This window comes from Acetobacter sp. UBA5411, from assembly GCF_002409645.1.
Taxonomy (GTDB): domain Bacteria; phylum Pseudomonadota; class Alphaproteobacteria; order Acetobacterales; family Acetobacteraceae; genus Acetobacter.
This window is the reverse complement of the sequence record NZ_DHNR01000005.1, coordinates 40,878-57,579: the sequence shown is the minus strand read 5'-3', so window position 1 is coordinate 57,579 and position 16,702 is coordinate 40,878. Positions and strand designations below refer to the sequence as shown.

The window sequence follows — 16,702 nt, the reverse complement described above, 5'->3', positions numbered from 1 at the left end:
TGGGAACGTTGACTTAAGGGTGCTGAAAATGTCGTTGCATTGGCTGCTGTACGTCGCGCCAGCACGTAAGAAAATCTACTATGTCATGGCTGCTCCGATTGCTCTGTCCATAATGGAGTTGGGGGCAAGCCTGTTCTGGCTGCAGACGGGAGCGATTGGCAAGGCTGATTCATTCCTTGTCGCTGGAAGTGCAGCCCAGCTTCTGTTTTTTGTGCTGGTGACGTATGTCCTTGTGCGTACGATGGCTATCCCTCTTGAAAAAATTGTTCTCACAACAGAAGAAATTTCATCAGGAGAGCTTGATGCCATTATTCCGTATCAGCAGGCCAAAGACTGCATAGGCCGTCTTGCAAAAGCTCTGACTTGTTTTCGTGATCAGGCGCTGGAGAGTGTTCGTCGTCATCAGGAGGCGCTTGAACAGTCGCAGGCGGCGGCCGCCAAGCAAAAGGAGCTTGCGGCAAAAAGCAATGAGATGCAGCAACGGACCGAAAAGCTTGTGGGAGAGTTGATGAAGGGCATGAAACGCCTTTCGTCAGGCGATCTGAGTTTCCGATATACAGAAGCATTTCTTCCGGAATATGAAATGTTCCGGGAAGATTTCAATATGGTTGCCGAGAGATTTTCCAGTACGATTGGTCGGGCAGCCTCCAGCGCATCCACAATTGCAGACAGTTGTTCAGAAATCGCAATTGCTTCTGATGATCTGGCGCGTCGCACGGAACATCAGGCGGGAAGTCTTGGTGAAATCGCCAGTGCTGTGAATGCGTTGACACAGCGTGTCCAGAAAACGGCTCAGGATGCAATGGATGCGCGTAAAGCGACAGGTGGCACACGTGAGCAGGCTTCTGAGTCTGCGTCTGTGGTGCAGTCCGCTGTCAAAGCCATGCATGAAATTGAGGAATCTTCCACCAAGGTTGCCGATATTCTTGGCGTGATGGATGAAATCGCTTTTCAAACCAATCTGCTTGCATTGAACGCCGGGGTTGAAGCGGCTCGTGCAGGGGAGGCGGGACGAGGATTTGCTGTGGTGGCAACGGAAGTTCGTTCCCTGGCACAGCGTTCAGCGGTTTCCGCCAAGAATATCAAGGAACTGATTTCTCTTTCCAGCCGTCAGGTCTCGACGGGTGTGACGCTTGTCAGTCAGACAGGTGTAGCGCTTTCAAAAATTTCTGAAAATGTAGAAACTATTTCAGAAATTATTGATTCCATATCTTCTTCGGCCCAAGAGCAGGCAGACAATCTTGGTCGCATCAATGGTTCGTTGGGCGAAATGGATCAGGCGACCCAGCAGAACGCCGCGATGGTCGAAGAAACAACGGCTGCGAGCCACAGTCTAACTCATGAAGTTCAGGATCTGGCGAAGGCGGTGTCAGAGTTTAGTGTAAGCAAGAACTTTGTAAAAAATATGGGTGATACAACGAGGAACACTCGGTCGTTACAGGTAAAGAGTGGTCCTGCCTCTGCTCCTTTGCCTGCTTCAAATCAGGCAGCGGCTGCTCGTCATACGGTTTCTGATGATGGCTGGGAAGATTTCTGATCTTCCGATTAGCTCTGACAATAACAAGGATCATCTAATGCCTGCTACCATCATGATTGTCGATGACTCCCGGACAATGCGCGATATGTTACGTCGAACTCTTGAGGGAGCTGGCTACCATGTGGTGGAGGCTGTCGACGGGAAGGATGGGCTGGAGACATTGAATCGTCTTCCAACTCCGCCATCTGCGATTATTTCTGATATTAATATGCCTAATCTGGATGGATATGGTTTTATTTCTGGAGTTCGCTCTCTGGAGGTTGTGGCAAAAACTCCAATTCTCGTGCTGACGACAGAAACTGATCCCGCCAAAAAAGAACGGGCAAAAAAGGCTGGTGCGACAGGATGGATCGTGAAGCCATTCGCTCCTGCAATTCTTTTGAAGGCCATTGAGCGCGTTACGGCCTGAATAAGTGGAGGCGGATCATGGACGAACTTGATGCCATCAAACCAATATTTTTCGAAGAATGCTCGGAACAGCTTGTAGAACTTGAGCGGGCTCTAGCGCTTCTTGAATCAGGCGAGGCTGATCAGGAAACGGTCAACTGTGCCTTCCGTGCTGTTCATTCGATCAAGGGAGGCGCTGGTTCGTTCGGTATGACCGAACTTGTCAGATTTGCTCATGTATTTGAAACGGCACTGGACCTTTTGCGGTCTCACAAGATCGAACCGACCCCAGAAGTCCTTCAGATTTTTCTTCGGGCTACAGACATTCTCAGTGACCTGACTGCGTTTGAGCAGGGCGGAGAAGCTGTAGACGTGAAACGCCAACAGGAAAGTTTTGAGGCGCTTGAAAGGTTGTTTCAGGAAAAGCCGGAGCCGGAAGTCTTAAAGGAAACGGAAGAGGAGGAGGATTGGGGGCTCCCTGAGGGATTTGTTCCCGTTCCAGTGGCTATTGAAGTATTGAATGAAGCAGATTCAGACCAGAATCACGTCGATACACCAGTAGATTCCACAGATGGGTTTGAAATTTTTGATCTTGAACCCAATCAATGTGTAGCAAAGGATGAAGAAAAAAAAATTGAAAAACCGGAGGAGATAGAGAGTAATTTACCTAGTCCGTCTGAGAATAAAAAAAATATACAACCGAGCCGTCCTGTTGCTTCAGCCAGCAATACGCAGAGTATTCGGGTTGATGTCAGCCGCATTGATCGCCTGATGGATCTGGTGGGTGAGTTGGTCATCGGGCAGGCAGCGTTACGTGAGGTTTTTTCTTCTTCGGAAAAGAAAGATCCACGTGGTGATGTGGGTAGAGATGATCTGTCAAACGCCATGAGCGGCACAGAACAGCTGACACGCGATTTGCAGGATGCAATCATGGCTGTTCGTGCGCAACCCATGCGTGCGGTCTTCCAGCGTATGCAGAGAGTTGTTCGTGAGGCAGCAAACCTTGCAGGCAAAAAAGTCCATCTTGAAATGGACGGGGAAGATACAGAAGTTGATCGGACTCTGATTGAAAAGTTGACTGATCCTCTGACACACATGTTGCGCAATGCTGTTGATCATGGCGTGGAAAAAGAACAGGTCCGTCTGGAAGCAGGGAAACCCGCTACAGGTACTATCAGATTATCGGCTGCACATAAATCTGGTCGTGTTGTTATTACACTTAGTGATGATGGGGCCGGAATCAACCGTGTTCGTGTTCATGATATTGCAGTAGAGAAAGGTATTATTTCTGCTGACGCACAACTGAGTGATTCTGAGATCGATAATCTTATTTTTGCTCCCGGATTTTCGACCGCGACGACAGTTACGGATCTTTCTGGTCGTGGTGTGGGAATGGATGTTGTCAAACAGGCAATTCAGGATCTGGGTGGAAGAATATCCATTACTTCCGAGACTGGAAAAGGTTCTTCGTTTTCATTGAGCCTTCCTCTGACGCTAGCTGTGATGGACGGCATGCTGGTTACAGTGGCAGAGCAGCTCTTGATCTTGCCGGTCTCCTGCATTGTTGAAACAATGCAGATAAGCAAAGAAAATATATTTGTGTCTGGAAATAACTCCACTGTAATTTGTGTAAGAGGTCAATTTATACCTATTGTAGATGTTACAAAATCCCTCGGAATAGAAAATAGAAAAGAAAAAACAAATCAGCCTGTTGTTCTTATTGTGGAAGATGATGCAGGAAAAATGACCGCCCTTGCAGTTGATCGTATTGAAGGTCAAATGCAGGTTGTTATAAAAAGTATAGAAAAAAATTACCGTTCAGTCAGATATGTATCAGCTGCAACAATACTTGGTAGCGGCCGTGTGGCGCTAATATTGGATGTGCCAGAAGTCGCTGTTTCTGCTGAAGGCAGAATGCTGGATATGTGGACATCTAAAAATGCGAATGAATTCTCTCTTGAATGTGTAGGTAAGGTCTGATGCAAGACAATAACATGTCACCTGTTGGTTCTGGAAAGGTCATATCTTTCAATGTGGGGGAACAGGAGTACTGCGTTGATATTTTGCGCGTAAGAGAAATCAGGGGATGGACAGACGCAACACCTCTCCCTGGCACCCCACGCTGCATTAAAGGTGTAATCAATCTGCGCGGTATTATTGTGCCCGTTATTGATATGTGTGAACTTTTGCATGTTTCACATGGTAAGTCATCAGACCGCAATGTGGTCATGGTTATCGACGTTGATGGCAAGACAGCAGGACTTCTGGTGTCAAAGGTTTCTGATATTCTGGATATTACTCCAGAAATGATTCAGGATGTTCCTGTTTCTAACACAGAGGATGTCGATCCACTCGTTGGTGGGTTGATTGCTTTTGATGGGCGACTGATTGGTTTTCTACAGCTGTCTGTCGTGGCTGAGCAGGCGTTGGAACATGTTCCATGATCACTCTTGCCGAGCATAATCTGTCTGGTGGAGATATTCCTTATGACGAATCAGATTTCAATAACATAAGAAATATACTTAAAGAAAAGAGTGGTATCTCTTTAAGTGATTCCAAAAAGCCGTTGGTTTATTCAAGATTGTCAAGGCGAGTGCGACTTTGTTCGTTCCCTGATTTTCGTTCCTATGTCCTGTTTGTAAATTCTCCATATGGCATCGAAGAACAGTTATGTATGATTGATGCTTTAACTACAAATGTTACGAATTTTTTTCGTGAAAAGCATCATTTTGAGCACTTCTCACAGATTGTGATGCCGGAAATCATAAATCGCGCGGAACGCGGAGAAAAAGTAAGAATCTGGTCGTCTGCCTGTTCATCGGGTCAGGAACCTTTTTCTATTGCCATGACTATTCTTGACTCTTTTCCTAAGGCAAATAATTACAATATTAAGATATTGGCAACAGACATTAGTTTTGAAATGATAGATTTTTGTCGTCGTGGTGTTTATTCTCTTAAGGAAACTGAAACCATTCCCGATAATTTCTTGAAGAAGTGGTCAAGAAAAACAGGAAACGAAATTCATTTTTCGGATGATTTGAAGGAACTTATCAGCTTCAAAAATTTGAACCTTTTGAAGCCATGGCCGATGCAGTGCCAGTTTATCTCTATTTTTTGTCGTAATGTTGCAATCTATTTTGATCGTGACACACAGAATATGTTGTGGCGTCGGCTTTCCGATACGCTTCTTCCTGGAGGCTATTTGTATATAGGGCATTCAGAAAAAATAGCTCCAGAAATTGTTCCGGATATAACCCCATGCGGGTGTCCGACGACGTATAGGAAAGATATATGAGTAGAAAAATACGTGTTATTATTGTCGATGATTCCAAAACGGGCCGTGCTTTTATTGCTACTGCCTTGCGTCGTGATCCCGATATTGAAATTATAGGTATGGCTGCTGATCCGCTGGAAGCAAGAGACCTTATTATAAAGGATCAGCCTGATGTAATAACGCTTGATATTGAAATGCCCAATATGAATGGGTTACAGTTTCTTGAGAAAATCATGCGGATGCGTCCCATTCCTGTTGTGATGGTCTCAAGTCTTACTGCACGCGGAGCGGAGACTTCCATAGAAGCATTGCAGCTTGGAGCATTTGACTGTTTTCCCAAGCCAGCAGCTTTTTCCGGTATAGAGGCGTATGCCGGTCTTGTTCCATTGGTGAAGGCTGCCGCAGGTTCTATTTCCGGACGAAATTCAGTAATCAACAGTTCTTCTAATAAAACTGTTCAACGGAAGGTCATATCACCAGAGGTGATCGCTTTTGGTGCATCAACAGGAGGTGTGGAAGCACTGGGAGCTATCCTTCCACGTTTACCATCTGTGTTGCCACCAATTATGATAACACAACATATGCCACCACTTTTTACGGCAAGTTTGGCTACCCGTCTGAATCAGATGTGCGATGTTCAGGTGCAGGAAGCGGAAGATGGTGTCCCGCTGGAAAATGGGCATGCTTACATTGCCCCCGGCGGAACCCGGCATCTGCATCTGAAAAAAATAGGAGGAAGACTGTTCTCCAGTCTGGATGGCGGTGAGCCTGTTTCAGGACATCGTCCTTCTGTTGATGAACTTTTTAGATCTGTAGCTCATTGTTCCGGCGCATCTTCCGTTGGCGTTATTCTGACCGGAATGGGACGGGATGGTGCAGAAGGTCTGTTGGAAATGAGAAATGCTGGTGCCTATACTCTGGGGCAGAGCGCCGCATCTTGTGTTGTCTATGGAATGCCGAAAGCCGCGATGGAGGTCGGGGCTGTTGAACGTATGGTTCCTCTTAATTCCATCGCAGAGATGCTGGTTTCATATTGTAAATCTAAAAACGGAGGTTTTGTCTGATGCCTGATGCTGCTTCAATTCATGTTGTGATTGTCGATGATCAGACATCCATTCGTGCTATTTTGCGTAACAGTCTGGCTCAACTTGGGATAATTAATGTTTCGGAAAGAAAGAATGGAAAAGATGCGCTGGAATATCTTTCGCAAAATTCCGTAAATCTTATCATTTCTGATTTTAATATGCCGGAAATGAACGGTCTGGAATTATTGAAAGCGGTAAGAGCTAACCCACGAATGGCGAAAACCGCATTTATCATCCTGACTGGTGAGGCCAGCAAGGAACTCGTTCAGGAAGCAGTAAAAGCCGGAGTCAATAATTTTCTGGCGAAACCCTATACGGTTGGTAAGTTGAAAGCGGTTATGGAAGCTGTTTTTGGTACTATTGTATGAGAACCGAAAAAACTTTCTATGCTTGATGCAGACACGATTCTGGTGACGCAGGGTGAGATGTACATATCCTACGATCCCAAGATGGTCATGACGACACTTGTCGGTTCGTGTATCGCTGCATGCATGTTTGATAGCACGGCGAAAATTGGTGGCATGAACCATTTCCTTTTGCCGGATGGAAATGAAATTTCTGCCACCAGCAGATTGTCGTATGGCTTTCATGCCATGGAGTGTCTGATCAACGGGCTTATAAAGCAGGGCGCGCGTAAAAGTAACTTATGTTGTAAATTATTCGGCGGTGCCAATATTCGTGCCAACCTGGGTGATATTGGTACCCGCAATGCTGCATTTGCAACTGATTTTCTGAATAGTGAGGGTATTTCCTGTGTCGGTTCCAGTCTTGGAGGTGATAGAGGACGAAGAATTCGTTTCTGGCCTGCGACAGGCAGAGCGCAGCAACTGATGATTCGTGATGATAATATCGTCAATCGTGAAGTAGAAACTGCACGAAAAGATATATTGCGCCGTCATGATTCTGCTGCTCAGGAAGTGGAGTTTTTCTGAATGAATGATTCTTCCCTGACTATTGCAGATTTTCTTATCCGTGCCGGAAAGATTTCCGGATACATTGAGCATCTTCTTGCCGCATTGCAGAGTAAATTGACACACCTTGAGGCGGAGGTGTGTTCTGAACTGCAAAATCTTGATCTGGCTACGCAGTTGTCATCCGAGTTGGCGGATCTTTTGACACGATCATCTCATGATGAAAATGTCGTGGCCGCCGGTCATCTTAAAGACCCGGCAGCAATTCTTCGATCTCTGAAACTGGATGCAGTTTCCACCATTCTGTCTGGAGAAACCCTGCTACAACAGCCAGAATCTTCTGAAGTCGAGCTGTTTTAAAGGCAGGCTCCAGACAGCCGTAAGTGGTTTCTTGAGAGCGAAGATAGCTGAGCAAAAGAATGGTCAGTCCTCTGCAGAAGCCTCTTCCAGTTTACCCTGAACAGTGAACCATTCCTCTTCCGCTTTTTCCTCGTCTTTCTTGATCGTCGCCAGTTTCATGGTCAGCTTGGTGACGTCATCGCCAGCTGATGCCTCATACAGAGCGGGATCAGCTAGTCGGGCTTCGATCTTGGCCCGTTCCGCCGCCAGCTTTGCGACCTTGGCCTCAGCCTCTTTCACCTTCTTGCGTAAAGGGGCAAGCGCCTTGCGTGCCTCAGCACGTTCTCGACGTTCTTCCTTCTTGCCTGACGATGTGTCTGCTTCCCGGCCAGACGCACTCCGTGCAGCGGCACGGGACTGCTCCAATAGCCATGCGCGATATTCGGCCATGTCACCCTCAAACGGTGTGACCTTTCCATCGCCGACCAGCCACAGACGGTCAGCGATCATTTCCATCAGATGCGGATCATGACTGATCAGCAGGACTGCCCCCTCAAATTCGGACAGGGCCCGTACGAGAGCATCCTTGGCGTCGAGATCGAGATGGTTGGTCGGCTCATCAAGGATGAGCAACTGGGGAGCGTCACGGGTAGCGAGAGCCAATAATAGACGGGCTTTTTCACCACCGGAAAGCTCGGACACCTTCGTTTCGGCCTTGCCTGCATCAAGTCCAAACCGTGCCAGTTGCGAGCGCACTTCGGTCGGAAGGGCTTTCGGTAGGGCCCGCGCCATGTGGTCGATGGGCGTATCACTCATGACCAGTTCTTCCGCCTGATGCTGGGCGAAATAACCGACTTTCAGACGAGGACTATGATTGACGGTGCCGGACATTGGCTCAAGTCGTCCGGCGACCAGCTTGGCGAACGTCGATTTGCCGTTGCCGTTTGCGCCAAGCAGGGCAATGCGGTCTTCCATGTCCAACCGGAGCGATAGGTTGGAAAGGATCGCCTTGCCGTCATAACCAATCGTCACGCGGTCCATGGTCAGCATCGGCGGGGGCAGGGGCTCCGGCTCCGGAAATTCGAAGCGTGTTGGCGTGTCTTCCACCACGCTGTCGATCACGGGCAGCTTTTCGAGCGCCTTGATGCGGGCCTGAGCCTGTTTCGCTTTGGTCGCCTTGGCGCGGAATCGGTCTACAAAGGACTGCATGTGCGCCCGACGGGCGGCTACCTTTTCAGCAGCGCGTGCCTGCTGGAGTGCCTGTTCGGTGCGGATGCGGACAAATTCCTCATAGCCACCCGGCGTCAGCGACAGCTTGCCGCGATCGAGATGCGCAATCGCATCCACGCAGGCGTCGAGCAGACCACGATCATGACTGACGATCAGAGCCGCACCACCGAAGCGCGTGAGCCAGCCTTCAAGCCAGAGAGTCGCTTCGAGATCGAGATGGTTGGTTGGTTCGTCGAGAAGCAGCAGATCGGGTTCAAGGAACAGCGCGGTTGCGAGCGACACGCGCATCCGCCACCCACCCGAGAAGTCGGAAACCGGGCGTGCTTGTGCTTCGGCATTGAAGCCGAGACCGGAGAGGATGCTTGCGGCGCGGGCAGGGGCGCTGTCGGCGTTGATGGCGATCAGCCGTTCGTGGACTTCGGCAATACGTTGCGGGTCGGTCGTGGTTTCCGCTTCCGCAAGTAGCGCCGCGCGTTCCGTGTCACCCGCCAGTACCGTGTCCACCAGAGAGGCCGGGCCGGAAGGCGCTTCCTGTTTTACCCGCCCCATGCGGGCGCGGGAGGAAAGGCGGATCGAGCCGCCATCGGGCTGGATATCGCCTGCGATGGCGGCAAGGAGAGTGGATTTTCCCGCGCCGTTGCGGCCGATCAGGCCCACCTTGCGTCCCGGTTCGATGGACAGATTCGCCTGATCCAGCAGGGTGCGGCCGGCAATGCGGAGTGTCAGATCATGGATGACAAGGAGGCTCACGGGACTCTCATATTCAGGATGGGCAGGTGGGCAATGTGTTAAAAGTTTGTCTCGCCATAGCATCCAATGCAGCAAAGCCCTACCCGAGACGCCGAGAATGCTCTAGAGGGCATGCATCCGCGGGATGGTCCGCGAACCGGTTCCGTCTCCGGGCGGGACACACAGACTATCGGGAGCCACACATGGCCGTAGAACGCACCCTTTCCATCATCAAGCCTGATGCAACCCGTCGTAACCTCACCGGCAAGATCAACGCCGTGTTCGAGGACAACGGTCTGCGCATCGTTGCCCAGAAGCGCGTTCAGCTGAGCGAAGCTCAGGCAGGCGCATTCTACGCCGTGCATAAAGAGCGTCCGTTCTATGGCGAACTGGTGTCCTTCATGATCTCCGGCCCGGTCGTTCTGCAGGTTCTCGAAGGCGAGAACGCTGTTGCGAAGAACCGCGAAGTCATGGGCGCTACCGACCCGAAGAAGGCCGAGCCGCAGACCATCCGCGCACAGTTCGCCGAGAGCATCGAAGCCAACTCCGTGCACGGTTCTGACAGCGCAGAGAATGCAGCGAACGAAATCCGCTTCTTCTTCGCTGAAACGGAAATCCTGCCGTAAGTTACGCTGACTGAAAGCCAGGCCTGACGTTTCGCATCTTTTCCTTGCGATAAGATGCGTACGATGGGCTTGGCGCATGTCATGTGCCGGCAAGCAGACGGCCCTGTCGGCTAAGTTTTTCCGGCGGTATTGCGAGTGGCTGGACAAGGTCGCAGCGGTATCCGGAAAATGGCAGTCAACTTCCACGTAAGGGAGTTGATGTGTTCCTGCTCCCCAGTTCGGAGCGGATAAGTTGCAGGGCGGCGACCGTCGATGTCCTCCTCTGATAAGACGGGCTCATCTCCCCGTTCACGCCATATCCTGACCAGCACCGGTTGGAACATTATCGGCCGTATTGCGCCGGTTTTTGTCGCTATTCTTGTGACCCCGCGACTGATCCACCTGCTTGGTCTGTCGCGCTGGGGCATTTTCACCATTGCCCTGAGTCTAATCAGTACGCTCGGGATTTTCGATCTGGGTCTGGGCCGTGCGCTGACCCGTGCGATTGCCGATCGTCCTGAAGGGAAAACCACGCCTGAGACGGCGGACCTGATCTTCACAGGCAGCGCCATGATGGGCCTCATGGGTGGCCTGGGTGGTCTTGTCGCTGCCGGACTGGTGGGGCTGTGGGTTGATCACGGATTGAAGATCGCGCCGGAATTGCATTCCGAAGTGCTCTGGTCATTGTGGATATTCTGCGCCACCGGTCCTTTGCTGATGATCAATGCCGCATTCTGGGGCGTTTTTACCGGCTACAATTCATTCCGAACCGTCAATCTGATTACCATTCCGGTTTCAGTCGCCTATTATGTCGCGCCTGTACTTGTGCTGTATGTTTGGGACAGCCTGATCGGTGTCATGCTGGCGATCTTCGCCTGTAGACTGTGGCTTACCTTCGCCTATGCACGATCCCTGCTGCATCTGGTTCCGGCATTAAAACATGCCCGTTTCCGCGGTTATCTGCTGAAACCGCTGCTGCGGATCGGCGGATGGATGACGGTTTCCAATCTTGCCTTTCCGATCCTGAACTATGTCGATCGCTTCATGATCGCCAGTGTCGTCTCGGCTGCAGCGACCAGTTTTTACACCACGCCTGCCGATGTGGTGACACGTTTCAATATGCTGAGTTCGTCCGTCAGCGCCTCGTCCTTTCCCGCTTTGGCCTCGTCGTGGCGGCGTGAACCGGAGCGCGCATCGGAGATCTATTGCACGAGTGTGCTGGCGGTCAGTGCGTTGCTGTTTCCACCCTGCCTGATCACGGCCCTGTTCAGCCATACCTTTCTGTCGCTGTGGATTGATGCTTCATTCGCAGATCACAGCGCGATGATCATGAGATTCCTGTGCGTGGGAGTCTTTCTGAGCGGCGTTGATTCCATTGCATCTGGACTGCTGGATGCTATTGGCCGGCCGGATGTGAACGCCCGTTTTTCCATCGGCGAAATCATTTTCTATCTGCCGGTTCTGTATCTCTCATTGATTTATTTCGGTGTGCCGGGAGCAGCCTGCGCGTGGGCGATCAGGATCTGCGCCGATTACGGTGTCCGCTCTTTGGTGAGCCTTCGGTTTTACGCGCCTCTGAAGCCTGCAATCCTGCGCGTTCTGCCTGCGACGGTGTCTGGCGCAGTCTTGTTGGTGGCCGCCATGGTCGGGGTCTCTTCGGCTATGGCCGCAGGAGAGATGTTCCTGTCTTTGCTGATTTTCTACGCCGTGCTGTGGTTTGTCTGTCTGAACCACGGTGAACGTGAAGCCTTTCTGTCATTTGCAGGAAAAATCAGGAAGCGGATAGGTATAAATATATAATTATTATACGTCTTTGTGTGTATTATGAGAAAAAGACGGATTAGATGGATTGTTGTCGGGTAATTAGAGCTATGCGGTTGCCTGTTACCCTGACTGTGGTAAGCATGAATAGCGGTCATTTATTGCTTAAAGGAAAACCGATATGCGTAATCTTTCCGTTGATGAACTGAATAGTGTAGCTGGTGGCCGGGGCTTCTTGCTGAGCTGCCTCTCCGACATTTTCGCAGACGCACAGAGCGCAGTACAGCGCGCCGAGACTGACGTTGCCAACACGGGCGCAAAAGTCCAGACGGCGCTTTCCGGTAACACTGGCCTTGCCGGCGCCGCAAACACCATCTTCAAGGACGCTTCCGGCCTGCTGTCCGCTGTGGACAAGGGTCTTGGCGATCTGAGCTCCATTGCAGCCAACACAAAAGTGACGGTTACAACCGCAGTCTGATCCATCAGTATCTGGAACTGGTGACGATACTGATGACCGCTAGTACGTCTCCGTTCCGATCTTGATGTATCGCCCATGCTCCGTTGGGTAAGGGACGTCTGAAAGCGTTTCTCTCTCCAGTGGAGCATGTCTGCGTTATCATTTTTCGATTTGCTACTGTTGTCCGGCGAAATGATCACTGTCGTGACATGGCTGTCCCTCCGGATACGACGTTGACAGGGGCGTCCGGTTTCGCAGAGGCTTGCAGGATGGTTGACGCCTCCTCTCCAGCCGGGCCGTCCGAACAAGGCCCAACAGTCTACACGTTCCCCGGCAAATCCTTGCTGAACCGGGAAGAGGCCGCTCGTTATCTTGGGATTGCGCCGCTCCGTTTAAGGCTACTGGATATTGCGCGCTGCGGACCGGTTGCACTGTCTCCCGGGTGCTATCGGGTGGATGCGCTTGATCTTTACAGAAGCGAATTGTTTCTCAAGGCGGAGCTTCCGATTGAGGAAGCATCTCGTCGTGCCGCACGGGCGCAGGCGAGGATTGAGAGTGATGATTTTGAGCCAGATCCGTTCATGGAAATGGCGACGCAGCATGATCTGCGTGATGTCATGGCGTTTATTGGTGGACGCGTCGCCATTGTCGGTGGACTGATCATTGTCGTGCTGTCGCATACTCCTTTATCCAGAATTTTGACGCACACGCTCAGATAGGGCGATCAGTTCAGTGTGTTGGCATCTGGCATAAATGTAGCGTTCCCTGAACGATGCTTGCCGTCCTCTGCAAAAGCGTTCGAAAGATCTGAACAGGCAAATGTCCGGGTTCACCGGAGGAACTGGCAGGATGTCTGGATGTTGTCACAATAGTAACATAAACAAAGACATACTGACCTGAAGCGCGCAGCAGTTGAATTTTGGCTATAAGCATGTGGAACGATCATGAATAGTAAAACAGATATTGGACGTCGTCTGTTCGGATTGTCCATTCTGGGGACCGGGTTGACCGGTCTTGTGAAGGTCGCTCTCGGAGAAACCCCAAAGACACCGCCGCCTGAACCCATTCCCAAAGCTGCGTTGCCGAAAGCATCGCCTGAAGCGGCGGCACGAAAAAACAGAGGTAACGCGCGGACATTGTGTTATGTCGGTGGATACACCAGATCCGGCCCGGCTGATGCGAATGCCAAGGGCATCACGCTGTTTGAAATGAATGCGGAAACCGGTGTGCTGACCCAGCTTGGCCAGATTACTCCGGCAGACAATCCTTCTTTCCTTGCGCTGGCGGCGGATCATCGGTTTCTCTATGTCGTCAACGAAATCAGTGATTTCGAAGGACAGAAAAGCGGATCGGCGACGGCCTATTCGATCGATCAGCGTACAGGTGTCATCACAAAGCTGAACACTGTCGCGACGGGCGGAGCGGACCCGGCTTTTCTCAGCGTGCATCCATCCGGTCGTTATATTCTGGTCGCCAATTATACTGGTGGAAGCGCTGCTGTCATCCGTATCCAGTCTGATGGAAGTCTCGGAGAACTGTCTGACCTCGTGCACAATACCGGCCCAAAGATGCCGGAACGGGCAAAAGACAATCCTCCCGGCAACTATGCAGTCAGCGATCATTCTGCGGCCCATATGCACATGATTCAGTCTGACGTAGCTGGCCGTTTCATCATCGGGTGTGATGCCGGACTGGATCGCGTCTATGTCTGGAAGCTGGATCTGGATAAGGGTGTTCTGACACCGGCGGCGACACCCTGGCTGACAATGGAGCCCGGCTCTGCGCCGCGTCATTTCTGTTTCAGCCCGAACGGCAAGGTGATCTACATTCTGGGAGAGCAGGACTCCCGTATTGTCGTCGCTGATTATGATCAGGAAACGGGAGCGATGTCCGTGCGTCAGACGGCGTCGACCGTGACGGCCAAATTCCGTGGCAGCACACTCGCCGCCGAAATCGGCCTGCATCCGAGCGGCAAGTTTCTGTATGTCACCAATCGTCTGGGTGATTCCATTGCCTGTTTCCGGGTCAAGGATGACGGGTCTATTGAACTCTTTGATGAAGTATGGGAACGCGCCAATTATGGCCGGGCCTTTGCGTTCGATCCATCCGGCAAGTTCATGTTTGTCGCCAATCAGCGCAGTGATTCCATAACGTCATGGCGTGTGAATCCCGATACTGGCGCTCTGGATTTTACCTGGAACTTTACGCCGACAGGCACGCCGAGCGCTTTTGCCTTCCTTACTCTGGACGAGGGCTGATTCAGGAAATAGTCAGTAAAAATCCCCACACCGAAGTTTCCGGTGTGGGGATTTTTGTATAGAAAGCAGAGCTCTGCTCGTAAACTCCCTATAAAACAGGGAAGTTTTTGGTGAAGCTTTTTGAAAAAAGCTTTAGAGAATGCAGCAAACCTGAAAAAATCAAAAGACTGTTGTATCCTCTCAGTAATGCGGGTCGTAAGCCAGCTTTTCGATCCACGCTCTTATGTCATCCGGTCTGTCCACGCGCGCCATTCCCTTGTCGAAAATGAACTCTGCAAGACGCACGGCAGATGTCATGGAAACATCGATGATATCGGTCTGAGGGGGAAACAGTCGTCCACGCTCCAGCGCGACTTCATCGACCTGATCCGTCAGGAACTTGGCTGCTTCAATAATCAGTTCATCGGTGATGATCTCAGGATGTGTTGCGTACACTGCAAGACCAAGACCGGGGAAAATATAGAAGTTGTTCGCCTGTCCCGGGTAGAAAACCTTGCCGTCCAACTCGACGTTGGGGAACTGGATCCCACCAGCGAAAAGCGCACGCCCTTCCGACCAAGTGTAGGCCTGCTCCGCCGTGCATTCCGCGTTTGTTTCCGGCAGTGACAGGGAGAATATGATGGGTCGCTCATTCAGTGTCGCCATCTCCTTGATGACAGCCTGATTGAAAGCGCCTCCACAAGTTGAAACCCCGATCAGAACCGTCGGTCGGGTGTTCTTGATTGTGGCGAGAAGATCCTGTGTTGGAGCAGCATCCTTTGCAAAGCGCTGCTGCTCGGGCAGTAGGTCTGTCCGGGATGTTTCCAGAAGGCCGTCCACATCCATCAGCGTGATACGTTCACACGCCTGCTCTTCGGTGAGACCTTCCAGCTTCATGGCTGAAACCAGCATATCGGCCGTGCCCAGACCGGATGACCCCGCGCCGAGAAAAAGATAGCGCTGCTCGGAGAGTTTCTCCTTCTTGACGCGAAGAGCCGTTACCAGACCGGCGAGCGTAACGGCGGCGGTGCCCTGAATGTCATCGTTATAACACAGGACCCTGTCACGATATTTCGCGAGATACCGTAGAGCGTCTGTGCCTTTCCAGTCCTCGAAGTGCAGGCAGCAGCCGGGAAAAACATCCTGAACGGCCTGCACAAACTCCTCAACAAATTCGTCGAGTTCTTCAAGCGGCGGTGGCTCGCGGCGTGCGCCCAGATAGAGCGGATCTGCTCTCAGGGCCGCATTGGTTGTTCCGATATCAAGCTGGATGGGGAGCAGGGAGCGCGGCGGCACCGAGCCGCAGACGGTATAGAGTTGCAGCTTCCCGATGGGGATCCCCATGCCGTTCACGCCGATATCACCAAGCCCGAGGATACGTCCGCCGGTCGTCACACAGATGGTTCTGACATCGCTTTCCGGCCAGTTGCGGAGCACCTCCGCAATGCGACCTTTCATATCGAGCGTGATGTACATGCCACGGGGCCGACGGTAGATATGGCTGAACAGCTTGCAGGCCCGGGCGAGGGTGGGGGCGTAGATGATCGGCACGAAACGGGCCGGATCAGACCGTAGCACCTTGTAGAAAAGGGTCTCGTTCCGATCGACCAGCGAGTTCAGATAGATATAACGCTCAAGATCATCCGGCTTGAGTTCGATATGATGGAGCGAGCGCTCCATCTGCCGGTCGAGCGTTTCAACGTGAGGCGGGATCAGTCCTTCAAGACCGAGCGCCTTGCGTTCTTCCAGCGTAAAGCCCGTGCCGTGGTTGACGTCGCCATCATTGAGCAGCGCCATGCCACGGAGCGAGGATTTCTGCGATGTCATGAATCAACACCTTTCTGTTCCAGTCATTGTCCCGGATCGCTTCTGTCCACAATGCTGGATTTTTTTGGTGTTGTCCAAATCCTTATTTTGTCCGGATTCGTAGAGTCCTGTTCAGCTTTTTCTCACAATGCAGATCACTCGGAGTAATGCGACGTCCAGTATTCTGTACATCGCCCCTATTTTTCTGCCCGCACCCGGCGTCGGTTAACCAGTTCCGTGACCACGCCGTGCAGTGTTCTCAATTCCTGCTCGGTCACTTCGCCACGCGTGAAGAAATGCCGCAGGTTGCGGACCATGCCCGGGCGTTTCTGCTCGTTGCGGAG

At 51.5% G+C, this 16,702-nt stretch carries 16 protein-coding genes and 1 pseudogene; 14 read left to right on the top strand and 3 right to left on the bottom strand.

All coding sequences use genetic code 11. The annotated features are described in order from the left end of the window. Positions 1-28 precede the first annotated feature (28 nt). Genes B3759_RS01125 through B3759_RS01085 form a run of 9 tightly spaced genes read left to right on the top strand, consistent with a single transcriptional unit; the run spans position 29 to position 7,554 of the window. Entirely contained in the window at positions 29-1,537 is a 1,509-nt protein-coding gene (locus B3759_RS01125; protein WP_291363231.1) for a methyl-accepting chemotaxis protein, read from the top strand. A gap of 37 nt (positions 1,538-1,574) precedes the next feature. Further along, positions 1,575-1,946, top strand: a complete 372-nt coding sequence (locus B3759_RS01120; RefSeq protein WP_291362844.1) for a response regulator — start codon at positions 1,575-1,577, stop codon at positions 1,944-1,946. A gap of 17 nt (positions 1,947-1,963) precedes the next feature. Beyond that, positions 1,964-3,904 carry a chemotaxis protein CheA gene (locus tag B3759_RS01115; RefSeq protein ID WP_291362842.1) on the top strand — a complete coding sequence of 647 codons (1,941 nt, stop codon included), beginning with the start codon at positions 1,964-1,966 and terminating at the stop codon, positions 3,902-3,904. Continuing rightward, complete coding sequence (locus tag B3759_RS01110; RefSeq protein WP_291362840.1) at positions 3,904-4,368, top strand: chemotaxis protein CheW; 465 nt, start codon at positions 3,904-3,906, stop codon at positions 4,366-4,368. Before B3759_RS01115 ends, B3759_RS01110 begins: the two co-directional genes overlap by 1 nt. Continuing rightward, positions 4,365-5,219, top strand: coding sequence for a CheR family methyltransferase (locus tag B3759_RS01105; RefSeq protein WP_291362836.1), 855 nt, complete (start codon positions 4,365-4,367; stop codon positions 5,217-5,219). Before B3759_RS01110 ends, B3759_RS01105 begins: the two co-directional genes overlap by 4 nt. Then, positions 5,216-6,262: a protein-glutamate methylesterase/protein-glutamine glutaminase gene (locus tag B3759_RS01100; RefSeq protein WP_291362834.1), complete on the top strand. Its 1,047-nt coding sequence runs from the start codon at positions 5,216-5,218 to the stop codon at positions 6,260-6,262. The genes B3759_RS01105 and B3759_RS01100 overlap by 4 nt, the downstream gene beginning before the upstream one ends. Continuing rightward, complete coding sequence (locus tag B3759_RS01095) at positions 6,262-6,651, top strand: response regulator (protein WP_291362832.1); 390 nt, start codon at positions 6,262-6,264, stop codon at positions 6,649-6,651. The genes B3759_RS01100 and B3759_RS01095 overlap by 1 nt, the downstream gene beginning before the upstream one ends. A gap of 18 nt (positions 6,652-6,669) precedes the next feature. Continuing rightward, positions 6,670-7,215: a chemotaxis protein CheD gene (locus B3759_RS01090; RefSeq protein WP_291362830.1), complete on the top strand. Its 546-nt coding sequence runs from the start codon at positions 6,670-6,672 to the stop codon at positions 7,213-7,215. After that, positions 7,216-7,554 (top strand): hypothetical protein, encoded by a 339-nt coding sequence (locus tag B3759_RS01085; RefSeq protein WP_291362828.1) that lies wholly within the window; start codon positions 7,216-7,218, stop codon positions 7,552-7,554. Between the two features lie 63 nt (positions 7,555-7,617). On the opposite strand, the gene B3759_RS01080 is transcribed toward B3759_RS01085, so the two are convergent. Continuing rightward, on the bottom strand, positions 7,618-9,513 hold the full coding sequence (locus B3759_RS01080) for an ABC-F family ATP-binding cassette domain-containing protein (protein ID WP_291362826.1): 1,896 nt from the start codon (positions 9,511-9,513) through the stop codon (positions 7,618-7,620). 182 nt (positions 9,514-9,695) lie between these two features. On the opposite strand from B3759_RS01080, the gene ndk reads away from it, so the two are divergent. From ndk to B3759_RS01055, 5 genes are all read left to right on the top strand, one after another. Then, on the top strand, positions 9,696-10,118 hold the full coding sequence (gene ndk, locus B3759_RS01075; protein WP_010667439.1) for a nucleoside-diphosphate kinase: 423 nt from the start codon (positions 9,696-9,698) through the stop codon (positions 10,116-10,118). A gap of 252 nt (positions 10,119-10,370) precedes the next feature. Further along, entirely contained in the window at positions 10,371-11,897 is a 1,527-nt protein-coding gene (locus B3759_RS01070; protein WP_291362823.1) for an oligosaccharide flippase family protein, read from the top strand. Between the two features lie 142 nt (positions 11,898-12,039). Further along, complete coding sequence (locus B3759_RS01065) at positions 12,040-12,336, top strand: hypothetical protein (RefSeq protein ID WP_291362822.1); 297 nt, start codon at positions 12,040-12,042, stop codon at positions 12,334-12,336. A 248-nt stretch (positions 12,337-12,584) separates the two neighbouring features. Then, positions 12,585-13,034 (top strand): hypothetical protein, encoded by a 450-nt coding sequence (locus B3759_RS01060; RefSeq protein ID WP_291362820.1) that lies wholly within the window; start codon positions 12,585-12,587, stop codon positions 13,032-13,034. Between the two features lie 225 nt (positions 13,035-13,259). Then, positions 13,260-14,573 carry a lactonase family protein gene (locus B3759_RS01055; protein WP_291362818.1) on the top strand — a complete coding sequence of 438 codons (1,314 nt, stop codon included), beginning with the start codon at positions 13,260-13,262 and terminating at the stop codon, positions 14,571-14,573. A 180-nt stretch (positions 14,574-14,753) separates the two neighbouring features. Here the strand turns inward: B3759_RS01055 and B3759_RS01050 are convergent, their stop codons facing one another. Further along, the gene (locus B3759_RS01050; RefSeq protein ID WP_291362816.1) at positions 14,754-16,379 is read right to left on the bottom strand and encodes an NAD-dependent malic enzyme; all 1,626 of its coding nucleotides are present in this window, start codon (positions 16,377-16,379) and stop codon (positions 14,754-14,756) included. Between the two features lie 176 nt (positions 16,380-16,555). Beyond that, a pseudogene (locus B3759_RS01045) lies at positions 16,556-16,702 on the bottom strand (RNA methyltransferase); the annotation flags it as partial.

Excerpts from the sequence above, each read along its gene's own strand:
- B3759_RS01125 (WP_291363231.1), top strand. The coding sequence starts at position 29 with ATGTCGTTGCATTGGCTGCTGTACGTCGCGCCAGCACGTAAGAAAATC.
- B3759_RS01120 (WP_291362844.1), top strand. The coding sequence starts at position 1,575 with ATGCCTGCTACCATCATGATTGTCGATGACTCCCGGACAATGCGCGAT.
- B3759_RS01115 (WP_291362842.1), top strand. The coding sequence starts at position 1,964 with ATGGACGAACTTGATGCCATCAAACCAATATTTTTCGAAGAATGCTCG.
- B3759_RS01110 (WP_291362840.1), top strand. The coding sequence starts at position 3,904 with ATGCAAGACAATAACATGTCACCTGTTGGTTCTGGAAAGGTCATATCT.
- B3759_RS01105 (WP_291362836.1), top strand. The coding sequence starts at position 4,365 with ATGATCACTCTTGCCGAGCATAATCTGTCTGGTGGAGATATTCCTTAT.
- B3759_RS01100 (WP_291362834.1), top strand. The coding sequence starts at position 5,216 with ATGAGTAGAAAAATACGTGTTATTATTGTCGATGATTCCAAAACGGGC.
- B3759_RS01095 (WP_291362832.1), top strand. The coding sequence starts at position 6,262 with ATGCCTGATGCTGCTTCAATTCATGTTGTGATTGTCGATGATCAGACA.
- B3759_RS01090 (WP_291362830.1), top strand. The coding sequence starts at position 6,670 with ATGCTTGATGCAGACACGATTCTGGTGACGCAGGGTGAGATGTACATA.
- B3759_RS01085 (WP_291362828.1), top strand. The coding sequence starts at position 7,216 with ATGAATGATTCTTCCCTGACTATTGCAGATTTTCTTATCCGTGCCGGA.
- ndk (WP_010667439.1), top strand. The coding sequence starts at position 9,696 with ATGGCCGTAGAACGCACCCTTTCCATCATCAAGCCTGATGCAACCCGT.
- B3759_RS01070 (WP_291362823.1), top strand. The coding sequence starts at position 10,371 with ATGTCCTCCTCTGATAAGACGGGCTCATCTCCCCGTTCACGCCATATC.
- B3759_RS01065 (WP_291362822.1), top strand. The coding sequence starts at position 12,040 with ATGCGTAATCTTTCCGTTGATGAACTGAATAGTGTAGCTGGTGGCCGG.
- B3759_RS01060 (WP_291362820.1), top strand. The coding sequence starts at position 12,585 with ATGGTTGACGCCTCCTCTCCAGCCGGGCCGTCCGAACAAGGCCCAACA.
- B3759_RS01055 (WP_291362818.1), top strand. The coding sequence starts at position 13,260 with ATGAATAGTAAAACAGATATTGGACGTCGTCTGTTCGGATTGTCCATT.
- B3759_RS01050 (WP_291362816.1), bottom strand. The coding sequence starts at position 16,379 with ATGACATCGCAGAAATCCTCGCTCCGTGGCATGGCGCTGCTCAATGAT.